The organism is Legionella sp. PC997, from assembly GCF_014109825.1.
GTDB lineage: Bacteria > Pseudomonadota > Gammaproteobacteria > Legionellales > Legionellaceae > Legionella.
The window spans coordinates 2,811,126-2,830,961 of the sequence record NZ_CP059576.1 but is presented as its reverse complement, the minus strand read 5'-3'; the positions used below and the strand labels follow the sequence as shown (position 1 = coordinate 2,830,961).

Genomic DNA, 19,836 nt, shown 5'->3' with positions numbered 1-19,836 from the left:
TAGATGCAAGGTACAAACAAGTAGGGAAACCGACATTGTAACAAAAAATTAGCCTAAATGGCTTATTAGAGACGGGTTGTTTACAAAAATATAGATAAGATGACCAAATTAGTCATCTTATCCTAAAGAGTAGGTTAAAAAGCGTGAAGATTAAACACTAACCGTTTTTGTTCTGACCTACCGTAGCGGGTGTATGTTCTAGTTCCTCATCACTGTCCTCTTCCTCTATGGCTTTACTTCCAAAGAATGTTTTATTGAATGCAGAAGAGAAACTGCCTAAATATCCTTTAGATTCTTTAGGTTCTTTTTTGATTTCTTTTTTGGTTTCTTTTTTAAATTCCTCGACGGCAATTTTCAAGGAGGCCATGCGGCACTCAAAGATCATATCGATGAGTAAATTAAACGCTCCTTTAAGATTAAAGTCTGCAATTGCTGAAAACATATGGCTGCTACGAATTGCCTTCTTACCATTATTTTTCGGAGCTACTGTCATAAATTGCATAAATTGAGTTGCAGAGGTAACCAAGGTCTCAACATCTCGGGGTTTTACTTCATCTACACCAAGAATTTTACTTAATCCATTGAAGATAATGGATTGTTCTGGGCTCGTAAGGTATGAAGAGGAATATTCTTTTAGGATTTGTTTATGAACTAGATGCATGGATCCAGCTAAAATAGCTACTTTTTCAGATTCATTAATTTCTGAATGTTTTAATGTTTCTCTTATTGCGTTCAGAAAGCGAAGTTGAGCAATTCGCTCTGATGATTTTAACTTTTCAATCTTAGAAACATTTTTGTCCGCAAGTTCATCTTTGATTAATTCATCAAGAGCTTTATTGAGTTTATCCCAACCAGCAAATCGATCGGTTGCAGAGGCAGGCGATTTTTTAATTGCTTTGTATCTACTGATTTCAGCATTTGTTTCCGCATCATTAGTAAAAGAAGCAACGATTGCTTTTTGGGCGTCTTTTTCAAGTTCATAGGATGTTTGAATGAATTTGTCTAAGCTTTCGGTTGGGATAGCTGTTAACATATGGTTTTTTGTAAATCCATTACGCGAATCATGCCCTTGAAAAACCTGATTTAGGAACCCGTTTATTGCGGTATAGAATTTAGAAACTTGATATATGTCAGGCTTGTCTTCTGCTTTGGCTTCCTCACTAATTCCAACTGCATCCTTAAGGCAAGCACTCAGTAAACCGGGTGAGTCAATACTTCTACGGTTGTTTTCGATGTCTTGGATTGTCGTTAACATTGCGCCATAAAAAGCATTTGTTAGATTTGTTACATTCTCAAGAGCTTTGTCTTTTTTTTGGATGTCTTCTGTAGTTGGAGAGAACTTTTCTTTTTCTACTGATTTCTTCTTTTCGTATTCTTTTATGGTATCTAGAAAGGGTTGTGCTTGTTCTTCGATTTGAGAAAGTATTGCAGAAAGGTATTGTAGTTCATATTTTCTTTGAGGGTTGCTATTAAGGTCTTCAATTTTTCCTTTATTTTCACGTTTTAAGAAAATATCAACGGTATCATCAAAATGTTTTCTTAATTCACTTAGTTCCTTTAATACAAACGTCATGTTAGTCTCCAAATGTCCAATGGATATATGTAAGATCTTCTTACAAGGCCTCAGTGTAAACTAAAGTAAACCGCTCGTCATGTATTTTCATTATACAATTTCAGTCTTTTACTAAAAACATATAAAATTCATTACCTTATATCGCTAATTACAATTAAAATGAGGATGTTTTTTATTAATGAACATAAAAAAATTGTATTAATTAAAATAAAGGGTAATATTTCTGTCATTTTTTATTGAATGCTTAATCAATGTAACTTGATAAAGCGAGCGAAACTTCAGATTTATAGATTTTGCCTACATGCAAGAGAGAAGATTTTTAATGAGGATCTGTTTTGAATATTGAAAACGAAAAACAGTTGCAACACCAATTTTTTTATAATGCCCAATTTGCATTAGTCTTTCTTCTGGTCTGTCGAATAATTTCTATATGTTTTATTCCTTTGAATGATGTTTCCGAAGCACGTTATGCAGAAATTGCACGCAAGATGTTGGAAACCGGGAATTGGGTCACGCCTCTCCATGATTATGGCGTTCCTTTTTGGGCGAAGCCGCCGTTGTCTACTTGGTTATCTGCTTTTTCGATGAAACTTTTTGGGGTTAATGAGTTTGCGGTTCGTTTGCCCGGTCTATTGTTATCTTTGATTACGATATGGCTTATTTGGTATGTGGTTAAAAGGCATAGTGGTCATGTAATTGCTATGGTCACAACAATAATACTTGCGGGGACATTGTATTTTTTCCTTGATGCAGGAACTGTAATGACTGATCCATCTTTAGTTCTTTGCATTACTTTGGTCGAAATCGCGTTTTGGCGAGCGGTGGTGGATGACAGCAAACTTTGGTCTTATATTTTTTTTGTAGGTCTGGGGTTAGGTTTGTTAGCAAAAGGCCCTGTTGCGATTGTTTTATCAGGCATGCCCATATTTTTTTGGGTTTTATTACGAAAGCAGTGGCGTAATTTATGGAAGCGCTTGCCTTGGATAAAGGGCATATTACTCATGCTTGCTATCGCTCTTCCTTGGTACATTTGGGCAGAAATAAGAACGCCGGGATTTTTAAATTATTTTATTATTGGCGAGAATTTCAATCGATTTTTAAAACCAGGATGGGTCGGTGATAAGTATGGTTTTGCCCACCAGCAAGCTTGGGGAATGATTTGGGTATATGCTGTCATTGGTACTTTACCTTGGTGTGTGCTTGGCGCTGCATGGTTTATTAAATACAAACATAATGCACGCAAAGTATTTGTCGATAACGATGGTTGGTTGAGTTATTTTTTTCTATGCACCGTCGTTCCAATACTCTTTTTTACTTTTTCTCGAAACATTATTTACACCTATATTTTTCCAAGCCTTCCTGCTTTTTCAGTGTTTTTTGTTACATATTGGGATCGCGTTGGTGCCATCACCAGAGCTAGACAGCTTATTACAGGTCTCTCTGTACTGGTCGGAGTACTCTTTCTGGGGGCGACTTTTTTATTTAATGCAATGCCAGAAGCAATATCCAAAACGGAAAAATTGGTAGTTGCTTCCTGGTTAAAGCAACATCCTGAAGCTGGAAGCTATCTAATTTATTGGAGTTTCAAAACTGAATTTTCCGCTCAATTTTACTCAGGAGGTCGAGTGAAATCTGCTCTGAATAATAAAGAACTTTGCCGATTGCTGGACAATGGACGAGAAAATTATTTAGTAATTAAACCCTATTATACGCCCGATGTTTCACCTGAGTTGTTTTCCAAAATGATTCTAATTCAGCGTGTGTATGCGGGTGATAAACGTTTTTTATTGATGCGTATACCCCGTTCAGCACGGATACCTTGTCGAAACATAAAAACAGCGGAAGCTGAATACTGGAAATATTATTACCTTGAACAAGGGGATATCTTAAGCCACGTAGTCACTCCAAATTTGTTCAATAAAGATACCAATTTATTTAGAGTTTTGGTATAATCGGGCGCAATTTTTAAGCCATAAGGAGTAACTGTGTCGCAATCTGTTGCAGTGGATTCGAGAGCTTTTGTGCCACGTGGTGATTTAATGGCCTGGGTTGTGTGTCTTTCCGCAGGACTCTTTTTTTTATATGAATTTTTTCAACTCAACATTTTTGATGTAATCAATCAACCTTTACGGGATGATTTTCATATTGATGCAACTCAATTAAGTTGGATGTCCAGTGCTTATTTGTGGGCAGATATTCTATTTCTTCTCCCAGCGGGAATTATTCTGGATCGTTTTTCTACACGTACAGTTATTTTAAGCGCGATGTTTATTTGTGTTCTTGGTACTGTAGGTTTTGCATTAACACACTCATTTATCTTGGCTTCATTTTGTCATTTTCTTTCCGGAATAGGTAATGCATTTTGTTTTTTATCCTGCGTAGTCTTGGTATCGCATTGGTTTCCACCTAGAAGACAAGCTCTTGTTATCGGGTCTTTGGTCACTATGGCTTTTGTTGGCGGTATGATGGCTCATACTCCTTTTGCGTATCTTTATGAATTATTTGGATGGCGCAAAGCTTTGTTAATTGATGGGGCAGTTGGTGCAGGATTGCTGCTGTGGATTTACTATATGGTAAGTGATAAACCCGCCGAGTCACCCCTGAAAATTCGTACCAATCAGGGACAAGTCATTTCGGGATTTATAAACGCATTATCTAATTCACAAAATTGGTTAGCAGGTTTTTACACCTCTTTTCTTAATTTACCCATTATGGTTTTATGCGCTTTATGGGGCGCGAGTTACTTGCAAGTAGTTCATCATTTACCCGAAATGGTTGCCAGCAATGTTGTCAGTTTGATTTTTATGGGAAGTGTTATTGGTTGCCCATTAGCAGGATGGTTGTCTGATTCTCAAGGGCGTCGGAAACCTTTAATGGTCTGTGGAGCTATTGCAACCCTTATCACTGTAGTTCCCTTATTCTTAGATATCGTTTTATCGCAATTTGCTCTAAGTATTATCTTTTTTGCCTTAGGCTTTTTTACCAGTACACAAGTGATTTCTTATCCTTTAGTGGCTGAAAGTAATTCTGCTGAAAACACCGGGGCTGCTACAGGTATTGCCTCAGTAATTATCATGGGGGAGGTGGTGTAGGCCAAGTACTCTATGGTTGGTTAATCGCCCATCATGCTGGGTCGGCAGTAATAACTTATTCGGTGGCTGATTTTCAATACGCCATGTGGATGTTCCCAATAACTACGGTTGCGGCTTTAATTGCCGTATTAATAACCCGTGAAACATATTGCAAGCGATAAAGCTGAGGAGTAAAGATGCAAGTTGTGGATGAGTTTCAAGGATATAATGAGATAAAATCGTCATTATTACCCTGGATGGTGTGTTTTGCTGCGACCTTATTCTTTTTTTATGAGTTTATTCAGGGGAATATGTTTGCATCCATCGCTGCAAATATCATGCAGGATTATCAGATACAAGCAGATAAAATGGCATGGCTCTCAAGCATTTACTATCTTTCTAATGTATTGTTTCTTTTTGTCGCGGGGATGGCTCTCGATCGCTTCTCCATTAAAAATACTTTATTAATCGCAATGTTTTTATGTGTGGTGAGTACGTTTCTATTGGCTTATTCTCATTCTTTTTATATGGCCTTATTTTGTCGATTTATCACAGGCATAGGTAGTGCGTTCTGTTTCTTAGGGCCTGTACGTTTAGCATCTCATTGGTTTCCACCCAAGCGTATGGCTTTGGTGACTGGAGCAATAGTCACGATGGCAATGGCTGGAGGTATGTTGGCACAATATCCGTTAACCAAGCTCGTTATTTTGGTTGGATGGCGTCAGGCAGTACAAGATGTAGGAATTCTTGGTTTTGCTATGCTGATTGTTATGTTTTTTTGGATAAAAGAAAGACCGCAAAAAGCAATAAGGCAAGTTGTTAAACCAATTAATGTTTTCTCAGCCGCTAAAAAGGCTTATTTGAATACTCAATATTTGCGGGCTGCATTTTATGCCAGTCTAATGAATATGGCTATTGCCGTATTCGGTGCCATGATGGGGACTTTATATTTAGTGCAACGGCTGGACATTAGTTCTTCGCAAGCCTCGGTAGTAAATGGAATGTTATTTTTGGGGTCGATTGTAGGTTCCCCTTTAGTCGGTTGGATATCTGATAAAATGGGTTTACGAATTATGCCAATGAGAATTGGGGTAATTGCCTCCTTATTAACTTTGCTCGCAGTACTCTACCTCCCTGTCTCTTATAGCATGATGGCATTTTTGTTTTTCTTGCTGGGTTTCTTTACTTCAGCGCAAGTGATTAGTTACGCATTAGTGGCAGAGAGTAGTTCTCCTGCAATGACCGCAACTGCTGTAAGTGTCATTTCAATATTGACACAAGGCGGTTATATTGTGTATCAAAATATGTTCAGTTATTTATTAACGAATCATGGGGATATGCAGATGGTGAACGGAACCCCTGTTTATCTACTTGATGCATATCAATATGCTGCAATTATTTTACCCGTAGGACTATTAATTGCTTTCCTCATGTTGATGGGGTTAAAAGAAACACGCTGCCAACATACTGAGGTCTAAGATGACAGGGAGAGTTTGTATATTACTGATGGATTCTTTTGGCATTGGGGCAAGTTTAGATGCCCATCGTTATGGGGATGCGGGCGCTAATACATTTGTTCATATTCATGAAGCATGTGAACGTGATGAGTGCAATCGAGAGGGGCTTCGCCAAGGCCCTTTAACTTTGCCTAATTTGGCCAAACTAGGACTTTACCATGCAACTCTAGCAAGTTGTGGATTGCGTTTTGTTGAATTGTCTAATTTTTCTGAACCTGTAGGCCATTATGGTTATGCAGTAGAACAGAGCTTAGGGAAGGATACTCCAAGCGGACATTGGGAGTTAGCAGGGGTCCCAGTGACGTTCGAATGGGGTTATTTTCCCGAACAACCATTTTGCTTTCCTAAAAAATTAATTGATACCTTTATTCAACGAACTGGGTTACCAGGGGTTCTTGGTGAGAAACATGCGTCAGGAACTACAATTCTTGATGAGTTGGGTGAAGAACACATCAGAACAGGAAAGCCTATAGTTTATACTTCCGCAGACAGTGTATTTCAAATTGCCGCCCATGAAGAACATTTTGGATTACAGCGGTTGTATGATATCTGTGAAATTGCACGTACTTTGGTCGATGAATATCAGATTGGACGGGTAATTGCCCGACCTTTTATTGGTCAACCAGGAGCATTCAAACGAACTCCACATCGTAAAGATTATGCAACGTTACCTCCCGAAAAAACCCTACTTGATTACATGAAAGAATCCGGTCGCGAAGTAATTGCCCTAGGAAAAATTGCAGATATTTATGCTCATCAGGGAGTAACCCAAGTGATTAAGGCTGATGACAACATGGCCTTGTTCGATGCTACTTTGGCTGCAATGAAGACTGCTCCGGAGGGTAGTTTAGTTTTTACTAATTTTGTAGACTTTGATTCCTCATTTGGCCATCGTCGTGATGTAACGGGTTATGCTCATGCACTTGAAGCGTTTGATGCACGTCTTCCAGAGCTCGATGCTTTATTAAAGCCCGATGATCTAGTTGTTATTGCAGCCGATCATGGGTGTGATCCTACTTTTCCTGGATCTGATCACACAAGAGAGCATATTCCTGTATTAGCATATGGCCCTAACATTAAAAGCCGTTTCATTGGACGTCGCGATACCTTTGCTGATGTAGGCCAAAGTATCGCACAACATCTTGGATTAGAGAATTTATCACATGGAGTATCTTTTTTAATCTGAATCGTAGGCCAAAAAAGTTGTTTACGGCCTGCGCCCACTTAAATTATTGTGACGGGGTGAACGTCATAGTAGAAATCCAAAACCATAAATTCGGAATTTCCCTGGGTTACACCCCAGGTTACATTCTGATGTCACGGCATGAATAGTAATAATTTATTCATTTTGTGACCCCTTGTTTTTTTGTTTATCATCCCCATGTATAGGGTTCCGATTTGATTTGAGGATTTTATTTTGGAACAATTTCGTGGGACAACCATACTTTCAGTACGACGCGGAAATCAAGTGGTTATCGGTGGAGATGGCCAGGTAACTCTAGGTAATACCGTGATGAAGGGGAATGCGCGTAAAGTGCGACGCCTCTATAAAGATCAAGTAATTGCTGGTTTTGCTGGCGGTACTGCAGATGCGTTTACTCTTTTTGAACGTTTTGAGAGCAAGTTGGAAATGCATCAAGGTCATTTGGTCCGTGCCGCAGTTGAGCTCGCTAAAGATTGGCGAACAGACAGAATATTGCGCCGACTCGAAGCAGTTCTTGCTGTTGCGGACGTCAAATCTTCCCTCATTATCACAGGTAATGGCGACGTAATCGAACCAGAGCAAAGCTTAATTGCAATTGGTTCAGGCGGTCCTTTTGCGCAAGCAGCTGCACGCGCATTGATGGAAAATACAAAATTATCTGCTGTAGAGATAGTGCGTAAAGCATTAAACATTGCTGGCGATATCTGTATTTATACCAATAACAATTTAACTATAGAAGAATTAAATAATGGCGACAAATAACAGCAAGATGACTCCTCGTGAGGTTATTCGAGAAGTGATGACTCCTCGTGAAATTGTCCAGGAATTGGATAAATATATTATTGGCCAGGATGATGCGAAAAGGGCAGTAGCAATTGCATTACGTAATCGTTGGCGACGTATGAATATTAAAGATACCGCTTTGCGCAATGAAATCATGCCTAAAAATATTCTTATGATTGGGCCCACTGGTGTGGGTAAAACGGAAATTGCTCGACGTTTAGCTAAATTAGCACGTGCTCCTTTCATCAAAGTCGAAGCAACAAAATTTACCGAGGTGGGGTATGTTGGACGCGATGTAGATTCTATTTTGCGTGATTTGGCAGATATCGCGGTAAAACAAGAGCGTGAATTTGCGATGAAAAAAGTAGAGCACTTGGCTGAAGATGCGGCTGAAGAGCGTATTCTGGATGTATTGCTTCCGCCCGCCCGCGGCAGTTTAACACCTAGTGAAAAAGACAGTACAGCCAGACAAGTCTTTCGTAAGCAATTGCGTGAAGGGATTCTTAATGAGAATGAAATTGAAATAGAAATTTCAGCAACACCTATTGGCATTGAAATTATGGCTCCTCCAGGCATGGAAGAAATGACAAGCCAATTACAATCCATGTTTCAACAAGTGGGCACTCACCGTACAAAAACACGTAAAATGACTATAGGTAAGGCGATGCAGATTTTACGTGAAGAAGAGGCGGCTAAGCTCATTAATGAGGATGATATTAAGACTCATGCCATAGAAAATGTGGAACAAAATGGGATTGTCTTTATCGATGAGTTGGATAAAGTAGCACGACGAACTGAGAATGCAGGGGGCGGGGATGTTTCTCGTGAAGGCGTACAAAGAGATTTATTACCCTTAGTTGAAGGAACTTCGGTGACCACAAAATACGGTATGATTCGTTCGGATCATATTTTATTTATTGCATCTGGGGCATTCCATGTTGCTAAGCCGTCTGATTTGATTGCTGAATTACAAGGAAGATTGCCTATCCGAGTTGAATTATCTGCCCTTTCTGTTGAAGATTTCGTGCGTATTCTCACAGAACCTACTGCATCACTAACACTGCAATACAGTGCTTTAATGGCTACTGAAGGATTGACACTAACTTTTGATGAGTCAGGAATTAGAAGGATTGCCGAAGTAGCTTGGCAAGTAAACGAGCGTACAGAAAATATTGGCGCGCGTAGGCTCTATACCGTGATGGAACGGTTATTAGAAGTCGTTTCGTTTGAAGCTACAGATAAAGCAGGTGAATCTGTTCATGTGGATAAAGCATATGTTGAAAAAAATCTCGGACAGCTGGTAGCCGACGATGATTTAGCCCGTTATATTCTATAATAGAGCAGTCTGAGACTCACATAGCGAACCCGTATTATGCAATAAATCTATTGTCCCTTCACGGGTTTCGCTAGTTCTCTGATGACCTATCAACCCCCCTTCAAATCTTCAATGCTATACCTTTTTTAATTTTCGCAGGACTTGATTCAATTGTAATTTTGGTATGTGATTAAAGAGAAACTGCAAGTTCTATAAAACGGCTGTTCTCACGGAGGAGAAAAAAATGTCACATCAACCGAGTTCTATTGCTACAATAAGAAGTGAAGATCTTGAGTTAGAAGAAGGCACCGATGATTCTTCCGAAAATGATGAATCTCATTCTTCCTGTATTGGTGTAAGAGCATATTCATTTTTTAATTCTCACAAATTTCCTTTAGATTCCAAGGCTTATACCAATATTTGGGATAAAAGTAAGGGAAATTCAAATCATAGAAGAATCAAAGCATTGCTTATCGATTATACTAAAGAAAATTGTTTATTCGGTTCCTTCATTGGACGTATGATTGCAGGATATTGGAATAGACATCACGTTCGTGCAGTAAGTAAAATAATCGCGAATATGGCAGTTAATAATTATTATGATTCAGCTGATGATATTGTCTCTGATTTGAAAACCTTAAAACCTAGAAAAGGAGGAGCTTTGTATCAGCTAATAAAGTTTATTGAAATGAAATTGGAAGCGCAATTAAAGTATGATTTTAAATTTTAACCTGGAAAAAGCAGTTGAGCCGTTATGATCAGTAAAAACCCGATAGGTTCTGTACTATTTGTCCAAACCCAACTGCTTCCTCAATTTAAGGTAATGGAGTTGTTTGATGTCTAATCCTTATGTTTTAGTTTTATATTATTCGCGCACCGGTTCGGTAGCGCAATTAGCACAATATCTTGCGCGTGGTGTAGAACGTGTTGGGGGGATTGAAGCACGTTTAAGAACGGTTCCCCCTGTTTCTACTACCTGTGAAGCAGTTGATAAGACGATTCCAGATGAGGGGGCGCCTTATGTAACTTTAGATGATTTGCGTCAGTGTCATGGACTAGCTTTAGGTAGCCCGACCCGTTTTGGAAATATGGCTGCTCCTTTGAAATATTTTCTGGACAGTACTTCCTCTTTGTGGCTGGCAGGTGATTTAGTAGATAAACCAGCTTGCGTTTTCTCTTCTTCTGCAAGTATGCATGGAGGCCAGGAAACTACATTATTAAGTATGATGTTACCTTTATTGCATCAAGGGATGATTTTATTGGGCGTGCCTTATTCGGAGTCCTCTTTGAATGATACAGTGAGTGGTGGAACACCCTACGGTGCGACGCATGTTTCTGGCGTTGCAAATGATCGACCTCTGAGTCAGGATGAAATTAATCTAGCCCGCCATTTAGGTGAACGTTTGGCACGAGCTGCTCTTAAATTGTGCAAAAATAATGAGCATTAATTGGGGTAATTAAAAGCGTAGTAAAGAGTTTTTATGATAGCATTTGGGCGTTCTTGATTTGTCCGGGCTGCAATAAATAAATTGAGTGAAAAAAATGAAAGTAATTAGTTTTAATGCCAATGGGATACGTTCAGCAGCGCGTAATGGATTTTATGAGTGGCTTGCGATGCAAGATGCTGATTTTGTTTGTATACAAGAAACGAAGGCACAGCCAGAACAATTAATTCCGGAGGAATTATATTATCCACGCGATTATTTCTGTGATTATTATTCAGCACAAAAGAAAGGGTATAGTGGAGTGGCAATTTATGCACGGCACAAACCGAATCGTATCGTAAGAGGTATGGGTTTTGATTATTGCGATAATGAAGGTCGCTACATTCAATTTGATTATCCAAAATTTAGTATTGTCTCGCTTTATTTACCTTCTGGAACTAGTGGTGAGGAGCGTCAAACGGTCAAGTATGGTTTTCTCGAACAATTTGCTGAGCATTTGATTCGATTAAAAAATGAGGGACGGGAGTTGATTGTGTGTGGTGATTATAATATTGCCCATAAACAAATCGATTTAAAAAACTGGCGAGGCAATCAGAAAAATTCTGGATTTTTACCTGAAGAACGGGCTTGGATGGATAAATTGTTTGGAGCCATGGGTTTTGTTGATGCATTTCGTGTGCATAATCAACAAGAAGAGCAATATACTTGGTGGTCTTTTAGAGGACGTGCATGGGACAAAAATGTTGGGTGGAGAATAGATTATCAAGTGGTTACTCCTGGGTTAACAGAACATGTAGTCGACAGTCGAATTTTTCGTGAACCCCGCTTATCAGATCACGCTCCTTTGTTAATTGAATATAAAGGAGATTGGTGTGCTTAAATTAGCAAGCTGGAATGTGAATTCTTTGAAGATACGGTTGGATCAAGTTTTGGAATGGTTTGATTCTTCGCGTGTGGATGTTCTTGCGCTCCAAGAAACAAAATTGCTTGATGAGAATTTCCCTATAACCCCATTTATAGAAAAAGGCTATCATGTTGTATTTTCAGGACAGAAGACATACAACGGCGTTGCTGTAATAAGTCGGTATCCTTTTTCTGATGTTCTCATGGATATCCCTGATTTCATTGATCCACAACGACGTATTTTGGTGGTTACGATCGCAGGTATTCGCTTGATCAATTTGTATGTTCCTAATGGGTCTGAATTAACTTCAGATAAATATCAATACAAATTAAATTGGTTGCAAAAAGTTACTGCTTTTATTCAGCAGCAAATGAGTCTTTTCCCCAATTTAGCTGTAGTTGGAGATTTTAATATCGCTCCTGAAGATCGAGATGTCCATGATCCTGCTGAATGGATTGGATCTGTATTGGTTAGTCCTGCTGAACGAGAAGCCTTTATGCAATTATTACAACTTGGCTTACATGACAGTTTTAGAAATTTTATGCAGGAGGAACAAATATTCAGTTGGTGGGATTATCGTGCGGGGGCATTTAGACGTAACCGAGGCTTACGTATTGATCATATTTTATTGAGTAAAACACTTAATGGGTTATGTAGGCAAGCAGTGATTGATAAGGAGCCACGTAAATCAGAAAGGCCTTCCGATCACGCACCTGTATGGGTTGAGCTAGATCTTATTGTGAGTTAAATGTAGCGGAGTAGAAATCGGGTAGGGTAGATGAGTTTATGAACCCGGGTTCCGGCTTCGCCTTCACCCAGGCACATTAGAATTTCATTACTTATTTTGCAAGGTTTCAAATAGAAACCAAATTCGTCGTTCTGTTTCATCAATATAAACTTCCAAGATACTCGTTGTAGCGAAATCATTTTTTTTGCTACATACCTCATGAACTTTTCGTAAATTTTTTAAGAACCCTTTATTATCTTCCAGTAGATTTTGCAGCATATCCTCTGCAGAAAGGGTTTCATTGGTATCTCGAAGCGTTTGTAATTGTTTAATCTCTCCAATAGAGTGAATTGTCCGTTCTCCTAATTTGCGTACCCGTTCGGCTAAAACATCAATCATCGCAAAAATTTGTTCACTTTGCTCATCTAATAAAAGATGATAATCCCGATAATGAGGTCCTGTCATATGCCAATGGAAATTTTTGGTTTTAACAAATAAGGCAAATGTATCAGCCAAAAGAGGATTAACCGCCTCAGCAATTTTGCGACGATCCCTTATATCGAGGTCATTTGGTGTTTCAAGCTTATAGAGTTCCAGTTTTTTCATTTTAACTCCTGTTAAATTAATTCGTTTTTATAAGCGTAGACCAATCGTGCCTATTTTGTTTCAATGATGTTGAAATATTAAGATCATTGTTTCATTTAATAGACCAAGAGGGTATAACCGCGGTTTCCTTTTGATAAAAATTGCTTTACAACAGTTTTTCTGCTATTGTTTTGCGTCATTTGTACAGAGTATGGTGCCTGGCGTTGGGTTCAGGTGGCGATACTTATTTAAACTATAGAGAGTCGTATTATGAAGGCATCAATTCATCCAGAATATAAAAAAGTTAAAGTAATATGCAGTTGCGGTGAGGAATTTGAAACTCGTTCAACTTTATGTAAAGATTTGAACATTGAAGTATGCTCACAATGTCATCCCTTTTATACTGGTAAACAAAAATTAGTAGATACTGGTGGTCGTGTTCAGAAGTTCCGTGATCGTTATAGCCAGCGTTCTACTCAAGCTGCTAAAGAAGAAACGAAATAAGGCGCGCGTTATTTGCGCCTTATTTGAATATACTTCATTCGAAGTATATCTTATTGACAGATTGTTCCTGCAATGCTAATTTCGGTGTCGCAGGTTCTTGACGTCCAATTATTGTCTCCATCTTATCATCCATTGGCTGTTTCTCTTATATTTTAGTAAGGGTTCATAGTCAGATGTTTGTGTGCCTGTAGCACAATGGTTGTACAATAAATTGAATAATGGTTGGTAGGATTTTTTGACCTTACTTAAGTTTTATTTCTGTGTAAGAGAGTGAGTACTTTGGATAATGACGTTTTAAAGCAGTGCGCATTGGATTATCATGAGTTTCCAACTCCCGGAAAACTTGGTGTTCATATTACCAAATCAACTGACTCTCAGAGTGATTTGTCTCTAGCTTATACACCGGGTGTTGCTGCCCCGGTGATTGCAATAGCAGAAAACCCCGAAGATGCTTATCGTTACACTAATAAGGGAAATTTAGTTGCGGTAATGACTAATGGTACTGCGGTGCTGGGTTTGGGGGATCTTGGACCTCTTGCGAGTAAACCAGTTATGGAAGGTAAAGCTGTTTTATTTAAGCGTTTTGCAGGTATTGATGTATTTGACATCGAAATTGATGCTCATGATTCTCAAGCATTTATCTCCACAGCCAAACGTATTGCCCCCACTTTCGGAGGAATTAACCTAGAAGATCTTAAAGCTCCGGAATGTTTTGAGATTGAGCAGGCGTTAATTGAGCAATTGAATATTCCTGTATTTCATGATGACCAGCATGGTACTGCTATAGTGGTTGCCGCAGCTTTGCTAAATGCCCTTGAATTGCAGCAAAAAAAATTATCCGATGCCAAAATTGTATGTATTGGTGCAGGAGCTGCGGGAATTGCTTCGATGCGATTGCTTGTTGCAATGGGCGCCCATAAAGAGAATATGTTACTTTTGGATACTAAGGGAGTTATCCATTCAGGTCGTGCCGATCTAAATGCTTATAAATTTGCTTTTGCACGTACGACTGAATGCCGGACTCTAGCTGATGCACTGGTAGATGCAGATGTATTTATTGGAGTTGCCAAACCGAATTTGTTGGACGCAGATCTATTAAAATTGATGGCACCTAAGCCTGTTATTTTTGCTTTATCTAACCCTGACCCTGAAATCAGACCTGAATTAGCATTTCAAGTACGTAATGATTTGGTTATTGCTACTGGACGTAGTGACTATCCTAACCAAGTCAATAATGTGTTGTGTTTTCCCTATATTTTTCGTGGTGCGTTGGATGTACGTGCCAAGTGTATTAATCAATCGATGCAAATTGCGGCAGTTGAAGCTATCCGTCAACTGGTGCATGAGCCTGTTCCCCAGGTAGTGAAGGATAATTACCCAGGTGTTACGCATTGGGATTTTGGCCCTAACTACATCATTCCCAAGCCTATTGACCCTCGTTTAAGAGAACGAGTCCCTGCTGCTGTGGCTGAAGCTGCAATAGCAAGCGGCGCGAATCAAGTAAGTTGTAATTTAGAATAAAAGTAGCATCCCGAATGCATGAGGGATCTCAAGGTGTAGCAGTATGCCATGTGAGATGTTCCTGTTTGCGCTCGGGATAAAAATAGGTGAATTGTAGGTATGAATTTCACTGTTGAATTTTGAAACAGTGCTTGTTCTTGCCTAACAAATAGTTAAGGAGATTACTTTGCTTTCTGAAAACCGGAGAAATTACGCATTAATTGGATGGCTTATTTGTGGTCTTGGAGCGGTATTTTACAGTTACGAATATTTGCTTCGAATAGCACCTAGTGTCATGGAAACTGCTCTACGTGAGCATTTTAATTTGTCTGCAACAGGTTTTGGGCACATTTCATCTATATATTATTATGCATATGTCCCTATGCAATTACCTGTAGGGATTATGATGGATCGCTATGGTCCTCGAAGATTGTTAACTGTAGCCTGTTTCATTTGCGTCGTTGGAACATTTTTATTCACAGGTACAACCTCGTTTTGGGTTGCAGCTTCAGGACGATTTTTAGTAGGATTAGGCTCTGCTTTTGCCTTTGTGGGAGTATTAAAACTTGCTACAATTTGGTTGCCTGAGAATAAACTCGCTATGGTCTCTGGAATTACCTCAGCATTAGGAACAGTCGGTGCCATGCTGGGGGATAATTTTTTAGAGCTTTTCGTCACTAAATTGGGATGGATTAAAACCCTAAATATGACGGCATTTTTTGGGATCGTATTAACTTTTGTTTTATGGTTAGGCATCCATGATAAAAAAGGTCGGTATAGACAAAGTGGTACTGTTTCTAATTTTAAAATCGGCTTAATTGATTTAAATATAATATTGAGCAATAAACAAATATGGATTAATGGATTGTACGGTTGTATGGTTTATTTGCCGACAACTGTTTTTGCTGAGTTATGGGGCATTCCCTATTTAAGACATGCACACGGCTTATCTGCGCATGCCGCTGGTTTAGCAAACTCATTGCTCTTTTTGGGCTTTACCATAGGCGCCCCACTAATGGGTTATTTTTCTGACCGCATAGGGCGTAGAAAGTTGCCTATGTTTCTAGGTGCAAGTATCGCTACTGTTCTTATGCTAGTCATTCTGTACTTCCCTGGTTTAACTGAAACTAATGTACAAATACTCATGTTTTTCTTAGGCTTATTTTATAGTGCGCAAGCGATTGTATTTGCGGTGGGAAGGGAATTGAGTCCTGGAGAGGCTGCAGGTACAGCTATGGCATTTACAAACATGATTGTCATGCTTGGGGGAATGTTATTACAACCTTTAGTAGGACATTTATTGGATTTCAGCTATTCCGTTCGCAGTGGAACCTCACTTTCTTCAGCGTTGGTTGTTGAAAACGTAAATAAGCTTTATAACGTGACTGATTATCGCATTGCGCTGGCTTTCATACCTCTTAGTATGTTTATTGCTGCTTTATTAACTTTCTTTTTAAGGGAAACTCACGCACATGCACCTAAATAATACTGTATCAAGAAAACAAATGCTCTTTGGCATGTTTATCTGCTTCGTTGGGGCAATTTTTTATTGCTATGAGTTTATCTTACGCATAATTCCAGGTGTTTTGCAGACTGAGTTAAGTATTGCGTTGGGGCATATTTCAGCGACTACTTTTGGTCAAATATCTGCTTTATATTATTTCGCTTACTCGCCGATGCAAATGCCTGTAGGAATGCTCATGGATCGATTTGGTCCTAGACGGCTTCTAACTTTTGCCTGCATCTGTTGTACCGTTGGTTCCTGGATGTTTACCTTGACCTCTTCTATGTTTTTGGTTGGGGCAGGTCGCTTTCTCGTAGGATTTGGTTCTTCATTTGCATTTGTGGGAGTTCTCTCTCTGGCATTACATTGGTTGCCCCGACGTTATTTTTCTTTAGTTGCAGGCTTGATGACTACTTTAGGGATGTTAGGTCTTGTGTATGGTGAAGTGAAGATTACCGAGTGGTCTCAGAGCATTGGTTGGGAACATGTGTTGTTCTTTATTGCCATTGTAGGCTCGGGTTTGAGTGTGCTGATGTTTCTCGTGGTACGTGATGGTCCCGAAGGACATCACCCCAATAAACATCCTTTACCTGAATTTTTCAGAAATGTTCTTAAAGTATTAATGGCTCCAGAAGTTTGGGTTATCGGTTTTGTTGGAGCTTGTTTGTATACCTCTTTATCTGTATTCGGTGAGTTATGGGGAAAAACGTACTTGGAACAAGCGCACCATTTGACTAAAGTTGAGGCTGCCAGGACGGTCTCTGCAGTCTTCTTAGGTTGGGCGGTGGGTGCTCCTATAGCGGGTTATTTATCGGATCGTACTGGAAGACGTTTGTTACCTTTAGTGTTAGGTGCAATTTTGGCGTTGATTTGTATAAGTCTTGTACTCTATCTGCCTGGGTTATCCTATTTAAGTTTAAATGTCTTATTGTTCTTGTATGGTGTCTTTAGTGCCACGGAAATTATTGTATTTATTATGGCTAAGGAATGCAGTGGGGCTCAATTATCAGGTACGGTCTTTGCAGCCACCAATATGATCGTTACACTTGGTGGGGTTATTTTCCAACCTTTAGTTGGTAAATTACTGGATACTTTTGGTGATAGTGGCATTGTGGAGGGAGAGCATATTTATACAGTGGTAGATTACCAGGTGGCTTTATCTATATTACCCCTTTCATTATTACTGGTTACTATTCTTGCATTCTTTATCAAAGATCATAAAGATCATCAAATTAATTAATCCTGAAGCCTGGGTGAAGCGAAGCGAAACCCAGGTTTAATAAGGTTACTGATCCCGAGTTTCGCTTCACCTACTCCTCAGCTTTCAAATTAATTAAATATTGCAATTAACTCGTTTACTGGACGCCGTAGTGACCCTTGGCAATTAATAAAACGTGACACGGGAAAACTTTTAATTTCGGCTTTTCTGTAGTGGTAACGAGTAAATTCAGTATCGTGATTGGAAAGTATAACTGGAATTCCCCGAGCCGCTGTTTCTTTAGCTAATTCTGTCAATTCGATTTGATCTTCGGTTGTAAACAGCTTTTTAGTATAGGGTAAGTGATGTGATTTCTCTGAAAGAAGTACATAAGGAGGGTCGCAATAAATTACATCCCCTCGTTCTGCATATTCAAAAGTTTTTCTGAAATCATTATGGATGAATTCTGTTTGTTGGCTTTTTGAGTGAAAGAGCTGCATTTCTTTGCGTGGAAAATAGGGTTTGCTGTAAAGCCCAAAAGGAACGTTATAGATTCCTTTCGAATTATAGCGGCATAATCCATTATAACCGTGTCGGTTTAGGTAAAGAAAAAGTGCAGATTTTTGCGCAGAATGAAGAGAGGCATTAAAATCAGATCTTATTTGATAATATTTTTCTTTATGGTTGAATTCTGGGCTGAAATAGGTTTCGCATTGTTTAATGAACGCATCCCCTTGTTGCTGCAAGGTTGTGAAAAGATAAATTAAATCAAAATTACTTTCAGCTAACAAATAGGATGAATAATTTGTATTCATAAAAACGACGCCCGAGCCGGCAAAAGGCTCAATTAAGCGTTTACCTGGAGGAAGAAAGGGAATAATCTTTTCCAAACAGTTGTATTTACTCCCCGCCCATTTAAGAAAAGGCCTTATTTTAACCATAGGTTTTACCACGATTTATTCAGAAAGAAGTATTGCTTATTTTTAAGAAAAAAAACAGAATTTTTATTGTAAAAATTTGGTTGTTGTTTCTTTTTAAGGTAATAACTAAATAAAACTCTAAGACGAGACCTGTAATTCATACTGAGTTAAAGAGTCTATCTCGATTAGTACTCCCAAACGACAGGAAATAAAGGATGGTCCATATGTGCGCCTTCTGGAAGTTGCTCGCTTAACCCCGGAAAATCAGGGGAAGTAGCCCATTTTCGTGGTGCATGGATCGCATCATCACCGAGAAAACGTACTGAGAAAACTCGACGTTTCTGAGAACCTACTCCGCCTGCAGCATGAAGAGTAAGCATATGAAAGCAAACTACATCACCTGGAGTTATTTCCCACCCGATAATAGGGTAGTCTTCACGTTTTGAGTCAATATCAGGAAGCTCTGCGAGGCTTCCTTCTGGAAACCATTTTGCTTGGCTATCCATAAAGGATCGAGGCATAAACCACGGTCCTAAATGAGAGCCTGCAATAAACTCTAAGGTAGAAATACGAGATACTGGATCAACAGGGATCCATAAACTGCAATTTTGGGTTCCTTCAATATTGTAATACGGCTGATCTTGATGCCATGGTGTTCGTTGTTGCGTGCTAGGCTCTTTAACTAAAAGATGATCATGGTAGAGTCGTGATTTTTTACTTTCCATAAGTTTGGCTGCAATAAGGCTAACCGGCGATTCAAAGATGAATTGTTGGTAATAAGAATTGGTTTGCCAGGTACAAAAATCTTCAATAAATCGTCCTGGATCCTCACTTTTACTCGCAATTTTGACCCGTGGGCTTGGTGAGTTCAGATTGAGTTCGATACCATTACAGAGTAATTCTATTTCTATGGGGGTAAGAATTTGACGAATACAAACAGCCCCATCTTTTTTGTACGCTTCTATATGTTCTTGAGTTACGGCTGATTCTACGCGCCGAATAACTTGTTCAGAAATAATATGTTTTTTCATCTTGGACTGAAACAATGATCGATTTTATTGATGTTACTAAAATTCAGAAAAAAGA

At 39.0% G+C, this 19,836-nt stretch carries 17 protein-coding genes and 1 pseudogene; 14 read left to right on the top strand and 4 right to left on the bottom strand.

The annotated features are described in order from the left end of the window. Positions 1-157: 157 nt before the first annotated feature. Complete coding sequence (locus HBNCFIEN_RS12225) at positions 158-1,573, bottom strand: hypothetical protein (protein WP_182391358.1); 1,416 nt, start codon at positions 1,571-1,573, stop codon at positions 158-160. Between the two features lie 335 nt (positions 1,574-1,908). Between HBNCFIEN_RS12225 and HBNCFIEN_RS12220 the strand changes: the two genes are divergently transcribed. The 10 genes and pseudogenes from HBNCFIEN_RS12220 (at position 1,909) to xth (ending at position 12,560) form a co-directional block, all read left to right on the top strand. Further along, complete coding sequence (locus HBNCFIEN_RS12220; protein ID WP_182391357.1) at positions 1,909-3,525, top strand: glycosyltransferase family 39 protein; 1,617 nt, start codon at positions 1,909-1,911, stop codon at positions 3,523-3,525. Positions 3,526-3,558: 33 nt separating this feature from the next. Continuing rightward, positions 3,559-4,826: pseudogene (locus HBNCFIEN_RS12215) on the top strand (MFS transporter). Positions 4,827-4,841: 15 nt separating this feature from the next. Then, positions 4,842-6,122 carry an MFS transporter gene (locus tag HBNCFIEN_RS12210; protein ID WP_182391356.1) on the top strand — a complete coding sequence of 427 codons (1,281 nt, stop codon included), beginning with the start codon at positions 4,842-4,844 and terminating at the stop codon, positions 6,120-6,122. Between the two features lies 1 nt (position 6,123). Then, on the top strand, positions 6,124-7,347 hold the full coding sequence (locus HBNCFIEN_RS12205) for a phosphopentomutase (protein ID WP_182391355.1): 1,224 nt from the start codon (positions 6,124-6,126) through the stop codon (positions 7,345-7,347). 231 nt (positions 7,348-7,578) lie between these two features. Next, positions 7,579-8,127 carry an ATP-dependent protease subunit HslV gene (hslV, locus tag HBNCFIEN_RS12200; protein ID WP_182391354.1) on the top strand — a complete coding sequence of 183 codons (549 nt, stop codon included), beginning with the start codon at positions 7,579-7,581 and terminating at the stop codon, positions 8,125-8,127. Then, positions 8,114-9,484 carry an ATP-dependent protease ATPase subunit HslU gene (gene hslU, locus HBNCFIEN_RS12195; RefSeq protein WP_182391353.1) on the top strand — a complete coding sequence of 457 codons (1,371 nt, stop codon included), beginning with the start codon at positions 8,114-8,116 and terminating at the stop codon, positions 9,482-9,484. Before hslV ends, hslU begins: the two co-directional genes overlap by 14 nt. Positions 9,485-9,707: 223 nt before the next feature. Then, the gene (locus HBNCFIEN_RS12190) at positions 9,708-10,193 is read left to right on the top strand and encodes a DUF5617 domain-containing protein (RefSeq protein ID WP_182391352.1); all 486 of its coding nucleotides are present in this window, start codon (positions 9,708-9,710) and stop codon (positions 10,191-10,193) included. A gap of 106 nt (positions 10,194-10,299) precedes the next feature. Continuing rightward, complete coding sequence (wrbA, locus tag HBNCFIEN_RS12185) at positions 10,300-10,911, top strand: NAD(P)H:quinone oxidoreductase (protein WP_182391351.1); 612 nt, start codon at positions 10,300-10,302, stop codon at positions 10,909-10,911. A 94-nt stretch (positions 10,912-11,005) separates the two neighbouring features. Next, positions 11,006-11,788 (top strand): exodeoxyribonuclease III, encoded by a 783-nt coding sequence (locus HBNCFIEN_RS12180; RefSeq protein ID WP_182391350.1) that lies wholly within the window; start codon positions 11,006-11,008, stop codon positions 11,786-11,788. After that, a complete protein-coding gene (gene xth / locus HBNCFIEN_RS12175; RefSeq protein ID WP_182391349.1) occupies positions 11,781-12,560 on the top strand; it encodes an exodeoxyribonuclease III in 780 nt (259 codons plus the stop codon). Before HBNCFIEN_RS12180 ends, xth begins: the two co-directional genes overlap by 8 nt. Before the next feature lie 87 nt (positions 12,561-12,647). Here xth and HBNCFIEN_RS12170 read toward each other — a convergent pair whose 3' ends face one another. Beyond that, positions 12,648-13,145, bottom strand: coding sequence for a Dps family protein (locus HBNCFIEN_RS12170; RefSeq protein WP_182391348.1), 498 nt, complete (start codon positions 13,143-13,145; stop codon positions 12,648-12,650). A 249-nt stretch (positions 13,146-13,394) separates the two neighbouring features. Between HBNCFIEN_RS12170 and rpmE the strand changes: the two genes are divergently transcribed. The 4 genes from rpmE to HBNCFIEN_RS12150 all read left to right on the top strand — a co-directional run bounded on the left by rpmE (position 13,395) and on the right by HBNCFIEN_RS12150 (position 17,872). Continuing rightward, positions 13,395-13,628, top strand: a complete 234-nt coding sequence (gene rpmE, locus HBNCFIEN_RS12165) for a 50S ribosomal protein L31 (RefSeq protein WP_182391347.1) — start codon at positions 13,395-13,397, stop codon at positions 13,626-13,628. A gap of 279 nt (positions 13,629-13,907) precedes the next feature. Further along, positions 13,908-15,149 carry a malic enzyme-like NAD(P)-binding protein gene (locus HBNCFIEN_RS12160; protein WP_182391346.1) on the top strand — a complete coding sequence of 414 codons (1,242 nt, stop codon included), beginning with the start codon at positions 13,908-13,910 and terminating at the stop codon, positions 15,147-15,149. Between the two features lie 166 nt (positions 15,150-15,315). Next, entirely contained in the window at positions 15,316-16,614 is a 1,299-nt protein-coding gene (locus HBNCFIEN_RS12155) for an MFS transporter (protein ID WP_182391345.1), read from the top strand. After that, positions 16,601-17,872: an MFS transporter gene (locus HBNCFIEN_RS12150; protein ID WP_182391344.1), complete on the top strand. Its 1,272-nt coding sequence runs from the start codon at positions 16,601-16,603 to the stop codon at positions 17,870-17,872. The genes HBNCFIEN_RS12155 and HBNCFIEN_RS12150 overlap by 14 nt, the downstream gene beginning before the upstream one ends. Before the next feature lie 89 nt (positions 17,873-17,961). On the opposite strand, the gene HBNCFIEN_RS12145 is transcribed toward HBNCFIEN_RS12150, so the two are convergent. After that, complete coding sequence (locus HBNCFIEN_RS12145; RefSeq protein ID WP_182391343.1) at positions 17,962-18,771, bottom strand: Dam family site-specific DNA-(adenine-N6)-methyltransferase; 810 nt, start codon at positions 18,769-18,771, stop codon at positions 17,962-17,964. A gap of 164 nt (positions 18,772-18,935) precedes the next feature. After that, entirely contained in the window at positions 18,936-19,781 is an 846-nt protein-coding gene (locus tag HBNCFIEN_RS12140) for a phytanoyl-CoA dioxygenase family protein (RefSeq protein WP_182391342.1), read from the bottom strand. Between the last annotated feature and the right edge of the window lie 55 nt (positions 19,782-19,836).